Annotated in this window: 18 protein-coding genes and 1 riboswitch; of the genes, 14 read left to right on the top strand and 4 right to left on the bottom strand. The window is 69.1% G+C overall.

Going from position 1 to position 16,245, the window contains the following annotated elements; genetic code table 11:
- Positions 1-48: 48 nt before the first annotated feature.
- Positions 49-660, bottom strand: a complete 612-nt coding sequence (ctaE, locus tag GYB83_RS19070) for an aa3-type cytochrome oxidase subunit III (RefSeq protein ID WP_186349814.1) — start codon at positions 658-660, stop codon at positions 49-51.
- Between the two features lie 157 nt (positions 661-817).
- Here ctaE and GYB83_RS19065 point away from each other — a divergent pair, with 157 nt between their 5' ends.
- The 4 genes from GYB83_RS19065 to GYB83_RS19050 all read left to right on the top strand — a co-directional run bounded on the left by GYB83_RS19065 (position 818) and on the right by GYB83_RS19050 (position 3,689).
- The gene (locus GYB83_RS19065) at positions 818-1,285 is read left to right on the top strand and encodes a hypothetical protein (protein WP_228461622.1); all 468 of its coding nucleotides are present in this window, start codon (positions 818-820) and stop codon (positions 1,283-1,285) included.
- A complete protein-coding gene (gene trpD / locus GYB83_RS19060) occupies positions 1,282-2,352 on the top strand; it encodes an anthranilate phosphoribosyltransferase (protein ID WP_161896895.1) in 1,071 nt (356 codons plus the stop codon). The genes GYB83_RS19065 and trpD overlap by 4 nt, the downstream gene beginning before the upstream one ends.
- A 2-nt stretch (positions 2,353-2,354) precedes the next feature.
- Positions 2,355-3,116 (top strand): helix-turn-helix transcriptional regulator, encoded by a 762-nt coding sequence (locus GYB83_RS19055; RefSeq protein ID WP_161896894.1) that lies wholly within the window; start codon positions 2,355-2,357, stop codon positions 3,114-3,116.
- A 63-nt stretch (positions 3,117-3,179) separates the two neighbouring features.
- Positions 3,180-3,689 (top strand): VOC family protein, encoded by a 510-nt coding sequence (locus GYB83_RS19050; protein WP_161896893.1) that lies wholly within the window; start codon positions 3,180-3,182, stop codon positions 3,687-3,689.
- Here the strand turns inward: GYB83_RS19050 and GYB83_RS19045 are convergent.
- Together GYB83_RS19045 and GYB83_RS19040 are read right to left on the bottom strand one after the other, a co-directional pair.
- Positions 3,686-3,964 (bottom strand): Lrp/AsnC family transcriptional regulator, encoded by a 279-nt coding sequence (locus GYB83_RS19045; protein WP_161896892.1) that lies wholly within the window; start codon positions 3,962-3,964, stop codon positions 3,686-3,688. The two genes, GYB83_RS19050 and GYB83_RS19045, sit on opposite strands and share 4 nt — an antisense overlap.
- Positions 3,965-3,973: 9 nt before the next feature.
- On the bottom strand, positions 3,974-5,737 hold the full coding sequence (locus tag GYB83_RS19040; protein ID WP_161896891.1) for a DEDD exonuclease domain-containing protein: 1,764 nt from the start codon (positions 5,735-5,737) through the stop codon (positions 3,974-3,976).
- Between the two features lie 235 nt (positions 5,738-5,972).
- Here GYB83_RS19040 and GYB83_RS19035 point away from each other — a divergent pair, with 235 nt between their 5' ends.
- From GYB83_RS19035 to GYB83_RS19015, 5 genes are all read left to right on the top strand, one after another.
- On the top strand, positions 5,973-6,170 hold the full coding sequence (locus tag GYB83_RS19035) for a hypothetical protein (protein ID WP_228461620.1): 198 nt from the start codon (positions 5,973-5,975) through the stop codon (positions 6,168-6,170).
- 107 nt (positions 6,171-6,277) lie between these two features.
- A riboswitch (cyclic di-AMP (ydaO/yuaA leader) is annotated at positions 6,278-6,473 on the top strand.
- A 19-nt stretch (positions 6,474-6,492) separates the two neighbouring features.
- Complete coding sequence (locus tag GYB83_RS19030; RefSeq protein ID WP_161896889.1) at positions 6,493-7,068, top strand: C40 family peptidase; 576 nt, start codon at positions 6,493-6,495, stop codon at positions 7,066-7,068.
- 121 nt (positions 7,069-7,189) lie between these two features.
- Positions 7,190-8,209 carry a C40 family peptidase gene (locus tag GYB83_RS19025; RefSeq protein ID WP_371865345.1) on the top strand — a complete coding sequence of 340 codons (1,020 nt, stop codon included), beginning with the start codon at positions 7,190-7,192 and terminating at the stop codon, positions 8,207-8,209.
- A complete protein-coding gene (locus GYB83_RS19020) occupies positions 8,210-9,619 on the top strand; it encodes a peptidase MA family metallohydrolase (protein ID WP_161896887.1) in 1,410 nt (469 codons plus the stop codon). It abuts the gene before it with no gap.
- Positions 9,619-10,737, top strand: coding sequence for a glycosyltransferase family 4 protein (locus GYB83_RS19015; RefSeq protein WP_161897604.1), 1,119 nt, complete (start codon positions 9,619-9,621; stop codon positions 10,735-10,737). Before GYB83_RS19020 ends, GYB83_RS19015 begins: the two co-directional genes overlap by 1 nt.
- A gap of 60 nt (positions 10,738-10,797) precedes the next feature.
- Here GYB83_RS19015 and GYB83_RS19010 read toward each other — a convergent pair whose 3' ends face one another.
- The gene (locus GYB83_RS19010; RefSeq protein ID WP_161896886.1) at positions 10,798-12,603 is read right to left on the bottom strand and encodes an AMP-dependent synthetase/ligase; all 1,806 of its coding nucleotides are present in this window, start codon (positions 12,601-12,603) and stop codon (positions 10,798-10,800) included.
- 134 nt (positions 12,604-12,737) lie between these two features.
- On the opposite strand from GYB83_RS19010, the gene GYB83_RS19005 reads away from it, so the two are divergent.
- From GYB83_RS19005 to GYB83_RS18985, 5 genes are all read left to right on the top strand, one after another.
- Entirely contained in the window at positions 12,738-13,145 is a 408-nt protein-coding gene (locus tag GYB83_RS19005) for a hypothetical protein (RefSeq protein WP_161896885.1), read from the top strand.
- Entirely contained in the window at positions 13,142-13,579 is a 438-nt protein-coding gene (locus GYB83_RS19000; RefSeq protein WP_161896884.1) for an SRPBCC family protein, read from the top strand. Before GYB83_RS19005 ends, GYB83_RS19000 begins: the two co-directional genes overlap by 4 nt.
- A gap of 20 nt (positions 13,580-13,599) precedes the next feature.
- Complete coding sequence (locus GYB83_RS18995) at positions 13,600-14,805, top strand: ArsA family ATPase (protein ID WP_161897603.1); 1,206 nt, start codon at positions 13,600-13,602, stop codon at positions 14,803-14,805.
- 97 nt (positions 14,806-14,902) lie between these two features.
- Positions 14,903-15,256 carry a hypothetical protein gene (locus GYB83_RS18990; protein WP_161896883.1) on the top strand — a complete coding sequence of 118 codons (354 nt, stop codon included), beginning with the start codon at positions 14,903-14,905 and terminating at the stop codon, positions 15,254-15,256.
- A gap of 2 nt (positions 15,257-15,258) precedes the next feature.
- A complete protein-coding gene (locus GYB83_RS18985) occupies positions 15,259-16,233 on the top strand; it encodes an ROK family protein (protein WP_161897602.1) in 975 nt (324 codons plus the stop codon).
- Positions 16,234-16,245 lie beyond the last annotated feature (12 nt).

Here is a 16,245-nt window from a genome sequence, read left to right as displayed (position 1 = left end):
GACTGGTTACTGGTGGACCGACATCGTCGGTCCTGGTGCCGCCGGGGGCTATCGGATGAAGTAGATGACCACGAAGAGGGCGATCCACACGACGTCGACGAAGTGCCAGTAGTACGACACGACGATCGCTGCAGTCGCCTGGGCGGGGGTGAACTTGGACAGACGCGTGCGGATCAGCAGGTACACGAAGGCGATGAGACCGCCGATGACGTGCATGCCGTGGAAGCCGGTCGCCATGTAGAAGACCGAGCCGTACGCGTTCGACGAGAGCGTCAGGCCCTCGTTGACGAGGCTGTAGTACTCGTACGCCTGACCGGCCACGAAGAACGCGCCCATGGCGAGGGTGAGGGTGTACCAGCGACGAAGGCCGTACACGTCACCCCGCTCAGCTGCGAAGACGCCGTACTGGCAGGTCACCGAGCTGAGGATCAGCACGGTGGTCACCGGCACGGCCAGCCACAGATTGAGGTGCGCCGGCGGCTGAGGCCAGCCGTCGGAGGCGTTGGCCCGCGCGACGAAGTACATCGCGAACAGGCCGGCGAAGAACATCAACTCGCTCGACAACCACACGATGGTGCCGACGCTGACCATGTTCGGACGGTTCAGCGAGTGCACGCGTGAGGTGATGGCGGTTCCGGAGTTACCCACAGCGCTAGTCACAACATGAAGTATGACGGTTCGTAGTAAGCGATTTCCACCTGGGTAGGGAAATTGGGTGTGCTGTTCTTCGCGCTGCAGGTAGAGGCGCTGTTCCGGGGCCCATCGGCGTGTCCGGCGGGGATGCGCCGGTCGACGCCGATCTGGTTAGGTCGTGGGCATGAACATGCAGGCGTCCGACGGCGGTGGGCTGCGAGCGCGACTGGGTCGGCTCCTCGGCGGCAAGCGCTCGTCGGGCCGAGTCCCCGCAGTCGACGACCAGGACCTCGTGGTGGTCGTGACCAGTCTCGACGACACGTCGGCGTCGTCGACCGTCCTGGACGACGCAGGCTTCTCGTCGAGTGGTCCGGTGGTGCTGCGTCACCACGTGGAGCTGCCGCCGGAGTCGGTGGAGGCCGCGGTGGCGTCGGCCGGTCTGGAAGGCTACGTTCGGACGACGGTCGACGGATTGCGCGCCGCCGACGGATTCGTGCTGATCGGATTGGCTCGGGTGCAGGTCGTCGATGCGCGGACCGTGTCGCAGGAACGGTCGCGGACCGCGAGTCTGGCGTCCCGCAACGGAGGCCGCACCGTCGGGTGGGCGTTGCTGGACGTCCCGTCGGAGCCCGTCGATAGGGTGGAGCGGTGAGCACGTCCGCGAAGAGCACCCCGCAGTACACCTGGCCGCAGATCCTCGGCAAGGCGACCGACGGCCTCGACCTCAGCGTCGACGAGGCGTCGTGGGCCATGCGTGAGATCATGTCCGACTCGGCCACCGGCGCCCAGATCGCGGCGTTCGGCGTCGGACTCAAGATGAAGGGCGTCGCCCCGTCCGAACTGCGCGGCCTGTCGGACACCATGCTGGCCCTCGCCAACCGTATCGACTTCGACGGCGACGCCGTCGACATCGTCGGCACCGGAGGCGACCGCTCCCACACCGTCAACATCTCCACCATGACGTCGGTCGTGGTGGCGGCGGCGGGAGTACGGGTCGTCAAACACGGCAACCGCGCGGCGTCGTCCAAGAGTGGCGGCGCGGACGTCCTCGAAGCGCTCGGCGTCGCCATCACGCTGGGCCCCGACGCGGTGAGCCGGTGCCTCGCCGAGGTCGGCATCGGGTTCTGTTTCGCCCCGGTGTTCCACCCGGCGTTCCGATTCACCGGTCCGCCGCGCAAGGAGATCGGCATCCCGACGGTCTTCAACGTCCTCGGGCCCCTGACCAACCCGGCGGCTCCGAAGGCGGGCCTCATCGGCTGCGCGTTCGCCGATCTCGCCCCGGTTCTCGCCGAGGCGTTCGCCGGTCGCGGCAACCGCACTCTCGTGGTGCGCGGCGACGACGGGCTCGACGAACTGACGACCACCACGACATCGACCGTCTGGCAGGTGCTCGACGGCCAGGTCACCACGCTGTCGCTCGACCCGCGCGACCTCGGCATCGAACTGGTGGAACTGTCGGCCCTTCAAGGCGGCGACGCGAGCCTGAACGCGGAGATCGCGCGCACCCTGTTCGCGGGCGCGCCCGGCCCGGTGCGCGACGCCGTGACGCTCAATGCGGCCGCGGCGCTCGTCGCATACGAACAGTCGTCGGTGTTCGACGACGCGGGCTTCCTCGACGCGCTGCGGTCGGCGAAGGCGCGGGTGGACGAGGTGCTCGACTCCGGTGCGGCCGCCCGACTCCTCGCCGACTGGGCGTCGGTCAGCACCGCGCTCGCCTGAGCATGCCGGAACCGTCGTCCCGCGGCGTCCTGCGCCCGCAACGGCTGCCGGAGTTCCACCGGATCCCCGCCGTCGGCGCCGCGGCCGGCGCGGTCCGCTGGTTCTGGATCTCGCGATGGGACCTCGCGGACGGGGAGTCGTCGACGCAGGACGTCATCGGCTTCCCCGCGATGAACCTCGTCGTCGAGGGCGACGCGGCCGTGATCTCCGGCGCCACGACACGACTGTCGGCCCGCGTCCTCACCGGAGCAGGTTGGGCGGTGGGCGCATTGCTGCGGCCGACGGCGGTCGGCTGGCTCGGGGTGAGTCCCGCGGCCGTCGTCGACCGGGTGGAACCGGTGGAACTGCCCGATCTCGTCGCGGCGGTCGGAGCGGCGATGCCCGATCCCGCGGCCGCGGCCGGGGTGTTCGGCGAGTTCGTCGCCGCGGGGGTCGGCACGCCGTCGGACGACGCGGTCCTCGCCGACCGGATCGCGACCGTCATCGAGGGCGACTCGGAGATCGTGAGCGTCGACGACGTCGCGGGCAGCGTCGGAACGAGCGCCCGCACCGTCCAACGGTTGACGCTCCGCTTCACCGGCCTCACCCCGGTGGCGTTGATCCGTCGTCGGCGTCTTCAAGAAGCGGCCGAGCTCGTGCGCGACAGTCCGCGCGCATCGCTCGCCGACATCGCGGCCGCGACCGGCTTCAGCGATCACGCACACCTCACTCGGGAGTTCACGCGAGTCCTCGGATTCACGCCGAGCGCGTATCGCGGGAACTGACCGACACGTTCGTGTCGCGAATCGTCAAGCGTCGACGCCGGCGGCGGCCCTAACGTCGACACCATGACAGAGAACAACTCTTCCGAATCCACCGTCGGTGTCACCGGCGACCACACGATCGACGGCAGACCCGTCGGCTACACGTCGCTGACGCCGTTCATCGCGGTCACCGACGCCGCGGCCGCGATCGGCTTCTACCGACGAGTGTTCGGCGCGGAACTGGTCGCCGCCACCGAGATGGGCGGCGTCGTCGCACACGCCGACCTCGACTTCGGCGTCGGACGCCTCCAACTCGGCGAGGTCAACCCCGAGTACCACCTGGTCGCCGGGCCCGGAGGCGACGACGTCTGCTTCTCGTTGGCGCTCTACGTGACGGATGTCGACGCGGTGGTGCAACGGGCGGTCGCCGACGGCGCCGTCGTCCGTGAGCCGGCCGCCCAATTCGTGTCCGGCGACCGCTTCGCGAGCATCAGGGACCCGTACGGCATCCGCTGGTCGGTGATGACCCGCACCGTCGACATCAGCGACGAGGAGAGCGCCCGCCGCGTCGACGAGTGGGCCGCGTCAATCTAGTCGTCACCGATGGAGAAGCCGCCCTCGACTTCGGCGCTCGCGTAGCTGCGGAACGCGATGTGGGTGGCGCTGGAGACCACTCCGGGCAGGCGGTTGATCTTCGCGGTCACGACGTCGGCGATGTCGTCGTGGGTTCGCACGCGGATCTTGGCGATCAGGTCGACGTCGCCCGCGCATGAGTACACCTCGGTGACGCCGGGGATGTTCGCGACCGCCTGCGCGGTCTCGGGAATCTGGTGGATGTCGGCCCCGATGAGAACGATGGCGGTGATCATGGGTTCACCTTAATACCGAGTGCGGTCCGGCTCGTCGCGTGCTCGACGGGCGGATCGCGCGAACTCGGACCACTTGGCGGCCGAACCGACGGGCAGGCCGATGCCGCCGCTCGCCGACACCAGCCGGGAACCGGGCTGAGCCATCCACCGGTCGATCAGTGCGACCTCCTCTGACGGCGCACCGGACAGCGGGCCGTCGTCGTCCGGAGCGAGGACGGTGGACGCACTCGCCACCATCGCGTCCACGATCGGCATCGGAGACACCCCGCGCCGGGCGTGTGCGGCGCCCGCGAGCCTGCCGTACCGGACCGCGCTGAAATGCCAGCCGCCGTTCCCGTCGGGTCGGGCGACGACGAACTCCTCGAGCCGAGCGATCGCCCGGAGTCGCTGACAGCGGGCCAGAGCCTCGACGGTGGCGGCCATGCGGTCGCGCGCCCGCGCCGCGGACTCGAAACGTCGGAGCTCGGACAGTCTCTCCAGACGTCGATGCAGGTCGACGAGCAACTCGTCCGACGCCCCCGCCATCAGGGCTCTCGCCGCTTCGGCGCGGCACAGGTAGTCGGGGAGGGTCTGCGGCCGATCGCTGGCCGCGTGGCACAGGTCGGGTCGGTGGGCGACGAGCGGGTCGGGTCGAGAGTCGGCGGGCTCGTCGCCCGGGCAGAAGTGATGGTCGGCCCGCTTCAGGTTCTGCGTGCACGACCGGAGCCCCGCAGCCGCGCTCATGACATCGGCGATGTCGGCGGCACTGGCCCGGCCCGCGATCGGGCCGATCGAGTCGGCCGACGGAGTCCGGCCGACCGTCAGGCGCGGGAACCGCTCCTCGGTGAGCGTGATCCACCATCCGCGATGCGGATTGCGCGACTTCCGGTTGTAGACGGGCTTGTGAGCGGCGAGCAACGTCAATTCACGTACGCCGGCCTCCAGATCGTGTGCGCACACCACATGGTCGACCCTGATCGCGAGGGCGATCATCTCGCCCATCCGGGCGCGGGTGTCCGAGCCGGAGAAGTACGACGTCACTCGGCGTCGCAGATCGACGGCGGTGCCGACGTACAGGACCTCGTCGCCCGGACCCCGGAACAGGTAGACGCCGGGGGCGTGGGGGAGTCCGGCGGCCAGCTCGCGTTTGGCGCGCATGGCCGGCGTGGCCTTCGGAAGGTAGTCGGTGAGGTCGCGCAGGGTGTGCACGCCGCGGTTGCCGACGCGTTCGAGGAGCCGGTGGAAGACGTCTACGGTGGCCCTGGCGTCGTCGAGAGCGCGGTGCGTCGGTCGGACTGACACGTCGAACAGTTCGGCCAGCGCCGAGAGCTTCACGCTCGGCGCCTCCTCGTGCGTCAGGATGCGCCGGGCCATCGCGACCGTGCACAGCGATGTGGTGAACGGCCACGGCAGATTCATCCTGGCCGCGGACTTGCGGAGGAACGCGGTGTCGAACCGGGCGTTGTGCGCGACGAGGATCGATCCCCGCGCGAACTCGGCGAACGCGGGCAGGACCTCCTCGATCGGGGGAGCGTCGTATGTCATCGCCGTGGTGATGCCGGTCAGCGCGACGATCTGCGGGGGGATCTCACGTCCGGGGTCGACGAGGGTGGCGAACTCCCCGAGGACCTCCCCGCCGCGGATCTTGACCGCACCGATCTCGGTGATCACGTCGTCGTCCGAACTGCCGCCGGTGGTCTCGAGGTCGACGACGACCAGTGTCGTGTCGAACAAGGAGCGGTCGGCGAAGGCGTCGTGGTCGATGTCTGCGAACGACAGCTGGCCGGTGTTCATGGCCGGGACGCTACGTCGGCCCTCCGACAATTCCGTTGCGCCCGGAGCACGCGTCGGTGATTGTCGGAGGGTGCTCGTAGTCTGCAGTCGACATCGAGTCTGGCACGCACGATGACCGTGTCGATAACGGTCGGAGAACGGCGGCGAACCGCCCGTGTCACAGAATGAGAGGCGGATCACAGTGCTGATCGACTGCACCGCGTGCCCTGCGCGTAACCGGGAGTGTGACGACTGCATGATGCAGGTGCTCTTCGACCCCGTTACCAGCGGGTATGTAACAGATCGGGGAGTGGGCGAGATGTTTGCTGCGGTCGATGTGTTCGTCGCCACGGACATGATTTCGGCCGAAACCGCCCATGCGGCCAGGGGTGCTGTCCGTGCAGGTCACGACGGTTTTCACGAGAAGGGCCCGGACTGGCTCCGAGCGGTCTGACACGGCGTCGGGTCGGAATTGTGCCGGACCCGGTAGACATCGCTGTCGGGGTTTCGTAATCTTTTCGAGACTTTCCACTAAGGGTGATCCCCCACCGGAGATCGGCCGGAGAGTCACCGCCTAATCGCCCCCACCCTCCGGGGGCGTACCGGGGAACCACTTCCTTTTCGGCGGCGTGTGCGAACGCGCTGGTGAGAATCGGGGTGAATCGCGGTCCGGGTCCACCACGACCCGTGAACGCGTAGGGCCATCTCTTCCGGCCCGAATCCGACAGCTAACCCGGTCGGCGGACAGGGAGAAACAACAAGGAGTACGTAGTTCAGTGGCTAAACACCGTATGGACAAGCCTCAGACCGGCGCTTTCAAGGCCGCCACGACGGCTGTGGTCGCAGGCTCGATCGCCCTCGGCGGATCGCTTGCACTCGCAGCTGCGCCTGCTGACGCCGCACCGATCAAGATCCCGAACGTCGGCACCTTCGACGTTCCGGACAACCTGCTTCCGGGCAATCTGAAGGCCCCCAAGCTCGACGGCAACTTCGGCACGCCGCAGCAGGTCCGCGCCAAGAAGGCCCTTGCCGCGGCCGAGTCGAAGATCGGCTCGCCCTACGTGTACGGCGCCGCAGGCCCCAACGCCTTCGACTGCTCGGGACTCACCTCGTGGGCCTACAAGCAGGCAGGCAAGATCATCCCGCGCGACAGCTACGGCCAGATGGGCGGCGGCACTCCCGTCGCATCGCTGGCGCAGGCCAAGCCCGGCGACATCCTCATCTTCAACGGTGGCGGCCACGCCGGCATCTACGCGGGCAACGGCGTCATGGTTCACTCCTCGACCGAGGGCGTGCCGGTGCAGCGCGCCAAGGTCAACACCATGAGCCTCACCGCGATCCGTCGCTACTGAGCGACGCGACAAGCGAATAACGGACTTCTCGGGCGGGACAGGCGCAGATTAGCGCCTGGCCCGCCCGACCGGTATGAAGGATCGTGTGGTGAATCAGATCAAACGTGACCGGAAGCGCGCGATGACGCGCGCTGCCGTGCTGGGAAGCGTTGTCGCGGCCACTGCCACGCTGTTGCCCGTGCCGCCGACCGTGGTCGCGGACCCGGTCCGCAACGCCGACCAGATCCTGGCGCGCTACCGACAGCTGTCGACCGACGCCGAGCGGACCGCGGAGGCGATGAACGCCGCGCAGGTCGAGTACAACAAGCAGCGCAAAACCGTCGTGCGCGAGCGCCGTGCGTCCGTCGACGCGACGAAGAAGCTCGACGCGATGCAGAGCGAGATGGACGACGCGCAGACCAAGGTCGACGCGCTGGCCCGTGCCAGCTACCGCGGCGCACGAGTGAACCGGCTGTACGCGATGCTCGTCAGCGACTCCCCGCAGAGCCTGCTCGACAACATGTCCGGCCTGGAGATCATGTCCCGTCAGGCGGCGACCGACCTGCGCACCGTCACCGAGACCGCCAAGCGCACCCGTCAGGCGCGCGTCGACGCCGACAACGCCGCGGCCGCGGCCCGGACGGCCGTCGCGGAGGCCGAACGCCATCGTGGCGAACTCCAGACCAAGCAGGCCGACCTGCAGCTCGAGGCCGTCCAGATCCGGGCGATCTACAAGTCGCTGACCGGCAAGCAGCTCGCCGCGCTTCGCGGCCCCAAATACCAGTTCGACGCGAGCGCGGTGCCGAAAGGCACGTCGCCCGAGTTGATCGCCGTGCAGGCGGCCTTGTCGCGCATCGGCGACCCGTACGTGTGGGGGGCGACGGGACCGAACCAGTTCGACTGTTCGGGTCTCATGCTGTGGGCCTACAAGCAGGCCAAGCGGACCATCCCGCGGACCAGCGAGGCACAGCTGGCGGGCGGAACCCCGGTGGCGCGCAAAGACCTGCAACCCGGCGACCTGATCATCTACTACTCGAGCGCGTCCCACGTCGGCATGTACGTCGGCGACGGATTCGTGATCCATGCGTCGACGTTCGGCGTCCCGGTCGCCGTCGTGCCGATCGACAAGGCCGGCCCGTACAACGCCGCGCGACGGTACTGAGTGAGCACCCACCGCGGCAACGCCGCGCTGGCCGTCGTCGTGGCGGCCGCCGTGTCGATCGGCGGCCTGAGCGCATGTTCGGCCGCCGACGATGCGTCACCGGCGTCGTCGGCCGCGTCCAGCACCCCCCTCAACCCGTTCGAGCAGCAACGGTCGGACGGCGTCACCGCGCTGCTCGACCAGCTGTCGTCGGTCCTGAAGAACGGCGACACCGCAGGCCTCGACGCCCTCATCGACGCGTCGGCTCCCGCGGGATTCCGTGCGCGCATGCACACCATCGCGTCGTCGTTCGCGGCCAAGGGCGACCGCGACAAGCGCGGCGGCCCGCTGTCTGCGTCCACGTTCAGCTACCGGCTGGCGCCCAACACGGGTTCCGAGCGTCTTCTCGGGGCCGACTGGGCGTCGCGCCTGGAAGCGCAGGGGAGCACCGACACGTGGGTCAATCCCGTCGAGTTGTCGTACTCGTTGGGCGGTGAGCACAGTCCCGGCCTCGCCGAGCCCGTCGTCACCTTGTCGGAGACGATGACGTTCGCGCGTTACGACGACGACTGGAAGGTGGTCGGCGACGGCACTCTGGCCCTCGATCCGACGCCGACGACGATCGCGTCGCCGGGGCCCGCCGAGGTCGGGCCGTGGGAGTACCGCGGCCTCGCGGCCTCGGACGTGGTGACCGCGGGCGGCGTCTCGACGGTGCTGTCGTACCCGAAGACCGACGTCACCGTCGCCAATGCGCGCAAGATACTGCCCGCCGCGGTCCGTGCCGTCGACGAGTTCTGGGGCGACGGATGGCAGCGTCGTGCCGCCGTCGTCGCCACCGGCGACTCGGCCGAGTTCGCGGGACTGACCCGCACCAAAGCGGCCGACACCACCGTGGCCGCCGCGGCCACCGTCTTCTCGCGCATCGACAAGCAGGCGCGGCAGGTGATCGGCCAGCGCATCGTCCTGTCCCCGAACGCGGGCTCACTGTCCGAACCCGCGCTCGCGGTGGTCCTGCGCCACGAGTTGATGCACGTCGCGACCCGTCTGATCACGGCCGAGAACGCGCCGCTGTGGCTCACCGAGGGCGTCCCCGAGTACGTCGGACGCCGCGGGACCTACCGTGAGTTCGTCGACGCGGCGCCGGAGCTCGCCGCGGCCGTTGCGGGCGGTGACGTTCCGAAGACCCTGCCCGCCGATTCGACGTTCGCCGTCGACTCCGACGCCGCTCGGGTCGCGTACCAGAGCGCGTGGTCGTTCGCCGCGTTCATCGCCGACAAGTTCGGCGACGCCAAGCTGAAAGCCCTCTACGTCGGTGTCGCGAAGGGCGGCGACACACCGACCCAGGACGCCGCGATCAGGTCCGCCGTCGGGCAGGACAAGTCGACTCTGGTCACACAATGGCAGGCGTGGCTGAAGGAGAAGGTCCGCTGATGCGGCGGACGCTGCTCGTGACCAACGACTTCCCGCCGCGGCCGGGTGGGATCCAGTCGTACCTGGAGAACATGCTGCGGTTCCTGCCGCCCGACGAGGTGATCGTCTACGCGCCGAAGTGGAAGGGCTGCGAGGCCTACGACGCCGCGGCGCCGTACCGCATCGTCCGGCATCCCACCACGCTGATGCTGCCGACCCCGTCCGTCGCCCGTCGCGCGGCCCGGCTGGTGCGCGAGCACGACGTGCGCACCGTCTGGTTCGGGGCGGCGGCTCCGCTCGCCGTCCTCGGTCCGCGCCTGCGTCGCGCGGGAGCCGAACGGATCGTCGCCAGCACGCACGGGCACGAGGTCGGCTGGTCGATGCTCCCCGGAGCCCGACAGGTCCTCGGCTACATCGGACGGCACACCGACGTCGTCACATATGTCAGCAGATACACGCGCAGCCGGTTCGCCGCCGCGTTCGGGCGCGACGCCGCACTCGAGTACGTGTCGTGCGGAGTGGACGTCGAACGGTTCGCGCCCGACCCTGTCGCACGCCTCGAACTGCGGGAACGCTACGGCATCGGGGACGCTCCGGTCGTCCTGTGCCTGTCCCGGCTCGTGCCGCGCAAAGGCCAGGACGTGCTGATCGAATCGTGGCCGACCGTGCTCGGCGAGGTACCGGACGCCCGGCTGGTGATCGTCGGCGGCGGCCCGTACGGCGACGACCTGCGAGAGCTGGCCGACAAGACCGGTGTGGCCGACTCGGTGTTGTTCACCGGATCGGTGCCCGCAGACGAACTGCCCACACATCACGCGATGGCCGACGTGTTCGCGATGCCGACTCGGACCCGCGGACGCGGGCTCGACGTCGAAGGACTCGGGATCGTGTTCCTCGAGGCGTCGGCGAGCGGTGTCCCCGTCGTCGCGGGCGACTCCGGCGGTGCGCCGGAGACGGTGCGCGAAGGGGAGACGGGCACCGTCGTCGACGGTCGCGACCGTGCCGGGGTCGCGGGCGCGATCATCACGATCCTCACCGATCCGGTCCTCGCCGCGGCGATGGGGGAGAACGGTCGGGCGTGGGCGGTCGACAACTGGCAGTGGAGCCGACAGGCGGCCCGCCTCATGCGCCTCCTCTGACCCGGAAACACAGACGCCCCCGTTCCATCGAACGGGGGCGTCTGACGTCAGTGGCCGCGACTACTTCTTGTACAGCGCTTCGATGTCGGCGGCGAACTTCTCGGCGACGACGTTGCGCTTCACCTTGAGGGTCGGGGTGAGCTCACCGGTCTCCTCGGTGAAATCGGACGGGAGGATCCGGAACTTCTTGATCGCCTCGGCGTGCGACACGGACGCGTTCGCCGCGTCGACGGCCTCCTGGACCTCGGCGCACAGCTGCGGGTCGGTCGCGAGGTCGGCGACGGACGCGTTCGCGTCCTTGCCGTTCCGGGCCTTCCATCCCACGAACGTCTCGGGGTCGATCGTGATCAGCGACGCGACGAAGGGCCGCTGATCGCCGACGACCATCGCCTGCGAGACGAGCGCGTGGGTCCGCATGATGTCCTCCATCGGCGCGGGGGAGACGTTCTTGCCGCCCGCGGTCACGATGATCTCCTTCTTGCGGCCGGTGATGCGCAGGTAGCCGTCGGAGTCGAGGCTGCCGAGGTCGCCGGTGTGGAACCACCCGTCGGTGATGGCGCCCGCGGTCGCCTCCTCGTTCTGCCAGTAGCCGGCGAACACGACCTCGCCGGACAGGAGGATCTCGCCGTCGTCGCCGATCCGGACGCTGTTGCCGGGCAGCGGGCGTCCGACGGTGCCGACCCGCACGTTGCCGGGGGTGTTGACGCACACCGCCGCGGTCGTCTCGGTCAGACCGTAGCCCTCGTAGACGGGAATGCCGACACCGCTGAAGAAGTGTCCGAGGTAGGGCCCGAGCGGGGCTCCGCCCGAGATCGCCATCTCGCACTGGCCGCCGAGCGCGCCGCGCAACTTCGAGTAGACGAGCTTGTCGAACAGGGCGTGCTTGCCGCGGAGCACCAGGCCCGGCTTCTGGCCGGACTGAACGGCCTTCGAGTACTCGACGGCGGTGTCGGCGGCGAGATCGAAGATCTTGCCCTTGCCGTCGTCGTGCGCACCCTGGCGCGCCGAGTTGAACACCTTCTCGAAGACTCGTGGGACGGACAGGATCAGCGACGGACGGAACTGCGAGAACGTCGGCAGGAGATCCTTGATGTTGTTCGTGTACCCGACCTCGACGCCCGCCTCGATCGCGACGAGGTTGATCGCGCGGGCGAGAACGTGTGCCATCGGCAGGAACAGCAGCAGACGCTTGTCGTCGCCGAGCATCGTGCGCAGCGACGACTCGAGGACGCCGCCGATCTCGCCGAGCATGTTGGCGTGCGTGAGCATGCAGCCCTTCGGGCGGCCGGTGGTGCCCGAGGTGTAGATGAGGGTGGCCGGATCGGCCGCGGTCAGGTGGCGGCGACGTTCGTCCAGTTGGGCGTCGGTCACGTCCTCGCCGAGTCGAGCGAACAGCTCGACGATGCCCTTTCCGGGTTCGTCGTCGATCTGATAGACCGTCACGTCGTCGGTGATCGACTCGACCGTGTCGACGGTGGCGCGGTGCGACGCGGTCTCGGCGATGATGGCGACGGCGGCCGAGTCGCGCATGATCCAGTCGATCTGGGGACCGGACGACGAGTCGTAGATCGGGACGGGGACGGCGCCCGCCGACCAGATCGCGAAGTCGATGAGCGTCCACTCGAGCCGCGTCGAGGACAGCAGCGCGACGCGGTCGCCCGGCTGGACGCCCGACGCGATGAAGCCCTTCGCCAACGAACGGACCCGTTCGGCCGCTTCACCGGCCGACAGGGGGAGCCAATCGGTGCCCTGCTGGACGCGGAACACGGTCTTGGAGGGAGTCGCTTCGGCGATGTCGAAGAGGACGTCGGACGCGTTCCGTTCCTTCGGGGTGACAAAACCTGCGGGGACGCGGCACTCAGCCATCAATTAACACCTTCTCAGAGCAGGGCTATGTGACAAGACGCATTGGTCTGTTCGCTCATCCTATCTCTCACCAGTCGGGTTACGTGCCACGAGTCGGCTTTCGTCCCGTGCCGCCGGTATGTGATGCTGGACCCGTGACGAGCATTCAGGTGGCTGACGAGGCATTCGTCGCCGCAGCAGTGTCCCTGGCCGGAGAGGTCGTCGGCGACCGTGCACGCTGGCGTCAATGGTGGCCGGATCTGACGTTGGACGTCGTCGAGGACCGCGGTGACGAGGGCGTGCGTTGGCGCGTCTCCGGTCCGGTCACCGGGACCATGGAGATCTGGAACGAGAAGTGCATGGACGGCTTCGTCCTGCACTACTACCTGCACGCGGAGCCGGTCGCGCCGCTGCCCACCGAGCCCGCCGCGTGGATGGCCGAGGTCGCCGAGCTGAACCGCCTGCGCCGTGTGGCCGGGAAGGTGATGGCGTTCGAGGTGAAGCAGATCCTCGAGGCGGACCGCGAGATCGGCGGACCCGCGATCGTCGGGAGCGTCGCATGACCGACAGCACCGAGCAGTCGACGATCGTCGCGGCCGATGTGGCCGCGGTGATGGCCGTCATCGCCGACTTCGAGAACTACCCGGAGTGGGTCGGTGCGGCGCGAGAGGTCACCGTCCTCGAGCGTGACGCCGCGGGCAGAGGCGTCCACGTGCGCTTCGTCCTGGACGCGGGAGTCCTCGCCGACACGTACGAACTCCGCTACGACTGGGCCGACGACGGGTCGGCCGTGTCGTGGCGACTGGTCTCCAGCGACCTGCAACGCGATCAGCGCGGACAGTACGTCCTCACCCAGCAGGTCGAGGGGTCGACGAAGGTCACCTACGCGTTGAGCGTCGACCTGAAGATCCCGATGATCAGTCAGTTGAAGCGGCGCGCCGAGAAGGCGATCACGACGTCGGCGCTCAGCGATCTCAAGAAGCGGGTCGAAGGCTGATCGATCTGACGCCCATCCACCTGGTGCTCGGACCCGGTGGCTCCGGCGTGTCCGTGCTGGCCGCGGCCGCCGCCCTGACGGTGGACGGTCCGGCGACGCAATCGCGTGCGGGCCTGCCGATGGGCTCCGAACGCGACACTCTGCTGGTGACGATCGACCGGCAGTCGTACCTCCCGGACCGGCTCGGCGTGTATCGAGTACCCGGAGAACCCGTCCCGATCACCGCGGACACCGACCTCCTGCATCTGGATCAGCTCGCGGTGGTCGAACAGGCGTGGACCGACTTCACGGCAGCGTTGACTGCCGTGGGCGCGGCACGCGCATTCCTGCCGATCGTCGGGACGCTGACCTCCGTCGCGCCGGGCGAGATGGTCGCGCTGCCCGGGATCCAAGAGTTCCTCCTGCTCCGACAGATCCGTGATGCCGCGACGAGCGGTCGATGGCGGAGGCTGGTGGTCGACCTCTCCGGTGTCGGCGACCCGAACGCCCTGCTCCGCGCGCCGGTCATCCTGTCGACGACCATCGAACGACTGTGGCCGAGGCACGCGCGACTGGCGGAGGCAGCGGAGAAGCCCGCGCTCGCGCAGCTGTCGGCGGCGGTCGAGGGCATCGACCGCGATTGCCAGGACTTGGCCGAACTCTTCACCGACCCGCACTCGGTCGCCGTGCACATGGTCTTCGACGCGGGCGACCGCGGCCGCCGCGCCGCCGCCGATCACCTCGCCGTGGCCGATCTGACGGCGCTCCCGCTGCGATCGGTCCTGGTCAACGCGGGGGAGAGCGACATCGCGACGTCAGACGTCGCCGATCACGTCCGCTCGCTCGTCGACGCTTCGGTGACCGTGCGGGAAGTCCCCTCCGGCGGTGTGCTCGACAGGCTGTCCCGCATCCGGAAGATCCGCGTGAATCTGCCCGCACCGGGCGGCCGACCCCGCGGCAGTGCCGCGTTGACAGTCACGAAGGCGTCGGGCGACGGCGTGGACTCTGTGTTCGAACTCACGTGGGCTCAACGGCTGTCCCGTCCCGAGCACCTGCAGCTCGGTCGTTCGGGGGACGACCTGCTGGTGACCGTCGACGGCTTCCGACATCCGGTCCGTCTGCCCTCTGTCCTGCGACGATGCCGGGTGACGGCCGCCGGATGGGACGACGGGCGGATCACGGTCACCTTTATGCCCGACCCCGCGGTGTGGCCCGCGCGGGACGGCGGATCCGGGCCGCAGAGGTAGTCGACGCCGAATCCGGCCCGCGACGCCCGGTAGAATCCGCTCACAACGTTGACGGCCGGAGATCCGGCCGCCCGATCCGATGGAGGAGCACGAGTCGATGTCCGCGAACGCGCGCGACCCCCGCGCCGGATCCACCCCGAACGGTGATCCGATGCAGGAGATGCTGCTCGGATTCGCCGCGAACATCGATCAGCTCGCCGCGATCATCGGCGGGGGACAGTCGGCCGCCGCGTCCGCCGTCGGTGGAGCTCCCGGCCCGATCCCCGAACTGGCCGCCGAGCTGGGCACCCTGCTCACCGAACTCGGCGACCTGCTGGCCCGGATCCTGTCGGCGTTCATCGCGATCCTCGAGGCGATCGCCGGGTCGCTGAGGTCCGAGCCCGCGGCCCCGCCGACGTCCAGCACGGGGTTCGAGTCGATCCCCGTCCGCATCGCGACGCCCGGGCGGTGATGATGACGGCCAGTCGCGGCACGGACCTCACTGTCGGCATCGACATCGGAGGCACCAGTGTCCGCGCCTGCGTCGTCGATCCGGCCGGTCACATGCTCGACACCTTGCGCACCGCGACGCCCTCGACGGCCGGTGCTCTCGAACACTGCCTCGACAGGCTGGTCGGCGAACTGCGCGACCGGTGGGCCGTCAGGGCCGTCGGACTCGCGATCGCGGGCTTCCTGACACCCGATCGTCGTACGGTCCGTTTCGCACCTCACCTGCCGTGGCTGGAAGCAGACGTCGCCGCGGACATGTCCGAGCGGATCGGGATGCCCGTCTTCGCCGAGCACGACGCGAACGCGGCCGCCGTCGCCGAACTGCATTTCGGCGCCGCCGCTCGCGGGCACAACACGCTGGTCCTGGCGATCGGCACCGGTATCGGTGCAGGTCTGATCCTCGGGGGCGAGATCTATCGAGGCAGCTTCGGCGTCGCGCCCGAACTCGGGCACCTCACCGTCGTGCCGGACGGCAGACCGTGCGGCTGCGGCAAGCGGGGCTGTTGGGAGCGTTACTGCAGCGGTACCGCGCTCGTCGACACCGCGGTCGAGATCCTCGCTTCACAGGAGTTCGGGCGCAGCGTCCTGGCGGCGGAGTCGGACGCCGATCCCGGTTCACTGACCGGTCGACGCGTCGCCGCCGCGGCAGCGGACGGCGATCCGGTCGCCGTCGCGGCCTACGCCGATCTCGCACGGTGGCTCGGTCTGGGTCTCGGCATGATCGCCGACGTCTTCGATCCGGACCTGATCGTCCTCGCCGGAGGTGTCGGTGCGGCGTCCGGCCTCTTCCTGGACGAGGCGCGCGACCACTACGCGGCGTCGGTGACCGGCGCCGGACATCGGCAGCTGGCCCGGATCCGCGGGACGCAGCTCGGCGAGTCGGCCGGGGTGATCGGCGCCGCACAAGTGGCCCGCGAAGGTCTCTCGGCTAGCCAGTAGAGTTATCCACGC

Source organism: Gordonia spumicola, from assembly GCF_009932475.1.
Classification (GTDB): Bacteria; Actinomycetota; Actinomycetes; order Mycobacteriales; family Mycobacteriaceae; genus Gordonia; species Gordonia spumicola.
The sequence above is the reverse complement of the archived record's forward strand: the minus strand, read 5'-3'. Positions and strand labels throughout refer to the sequence as shown.

Coding starts and splice junctions, on each gene's coding strand:
- GYB83_RS19040 (WP_161896891.1), bottom strand. CDS start 5,737: ATGAACACCGGCCAGCTGTCGTTCGCAGACATCGACCACGACGCCTTC.
- GYB83_RS19025 (WP_371865345.1), top strand. CDS start 7,190: ATGACGCGCGCTGCCGTGCTGGGAAGCGTTGTCGCGGCCACTGCCACG.
- GYB83_RS19055 (WP_161896894.1), top strand. CDS start 2,355: ATGCCGGAACCGTCGTCCCGCGGCGTCCTGCGCCCGCAACGGCTGCCG.
- GYB83_RS19050 (WP_161896893.1), top strand. CDS start 3,180: ATGACAGAGAACAACTCTTCCGAATCCACCGTCGGTGTCACCGGCGAC.
- GYB83_RS19035 (WP_228461620.1), top strand. CDS start 5,973: ATGATGCAGGTGCTCTTCGACCCCGTTACCAGCGGGTATGTAACAGAT.
- GYB83_RS18985 (WP_161897602.1), top strand. CDS start 15,259: ATGACGGCCAGTCGCGGCACGGACCTCACTGTCGGCATCGACATCGGA.
- GYB83_RS19000 (WP_161896884.1), top strand. CDS start 13,142: ATGACCGACAGCACCGAGCAGTCGACGATCGTCGCGGCCGATGTGGCC.
- GYB83_RS19010 (WP_161896886.1), bottom strand. CDS start 12,603: ATGGCTGAGTGCCGCGTCCCCGCAGGTTTTGTCACCCCGAAGGAACGG.
- GYB83_RS18990 (WP_161896883.1), top strand. CDS start 14,903: ATGTCCGCGAACGCGCGCGACCCCCGCGCCGGATCCACCCCGAACGGT.
- GYB83_RS19015 (WP_161897604.1), top strand. CDS start 9,619: ATGCGGCGGACGCTGCTCGTGACCAACGACTTCCCGCCGCGGCCGGGT.
- GYB83_RS19045 (WP_161896892.1), bottom strand. CDS start 3,964: ATGATCACCGCCATCGTTCTCATCGGGGCCGACATCCACCAGATTCCC.
- GYB83_RS19065 (WP_228461622.1), top strand. CDS start 818: ATGAACATGCAGGCGTCCGACGGCGGTGGGCTGCGAGCGCGACTGGGT.